This window comes from Treponema sp. R6D11 (genome assembly GCF_054786075.1).
Map to the genome: position 1 here is coordinate 1 of NZ_BDHD01001466.1, position 257 is coordinate 257.

Consider the following 257-nt stretch of genomic DNA (forward strand, 5'->3'; position numbering starts at 1 on the left):
CTGTAATGGTAACAGGCGTCATAGGAGTATTAGCATGAATAAATATGGCGGTAATGGTGATAACTCCGTCTATAGCATCTTCGTCGCTTATGGTGTAGGTTTCACTTCCGCTCCCGGCAGTGTCTTCACAAGCGATTTCGCCGTTATCGCTTTCCAAGTCAAGCTGTAAGTCCAGATGATTAAAAAACGCTACATTCGCAACTCTGTAGTTAAGTGTTACAGTATCACCTTCATAACCAATATTAGGCGATGCTGTT

Annotated in this window: 1 protein-coding gene; it reads right to left on the reverse strand. The window is 42.8% G+C overall.

Annotated elements, in window-relative coordinates; all coding sequences use genetic code 11:
• On the reverse strand, nucleotides 1-257 hold a 257-nt coding region (locus ACYVTD_RS19130; RefSeq protein ID WP_461249158.1), incomplete at both ends, for a hypothetical protein.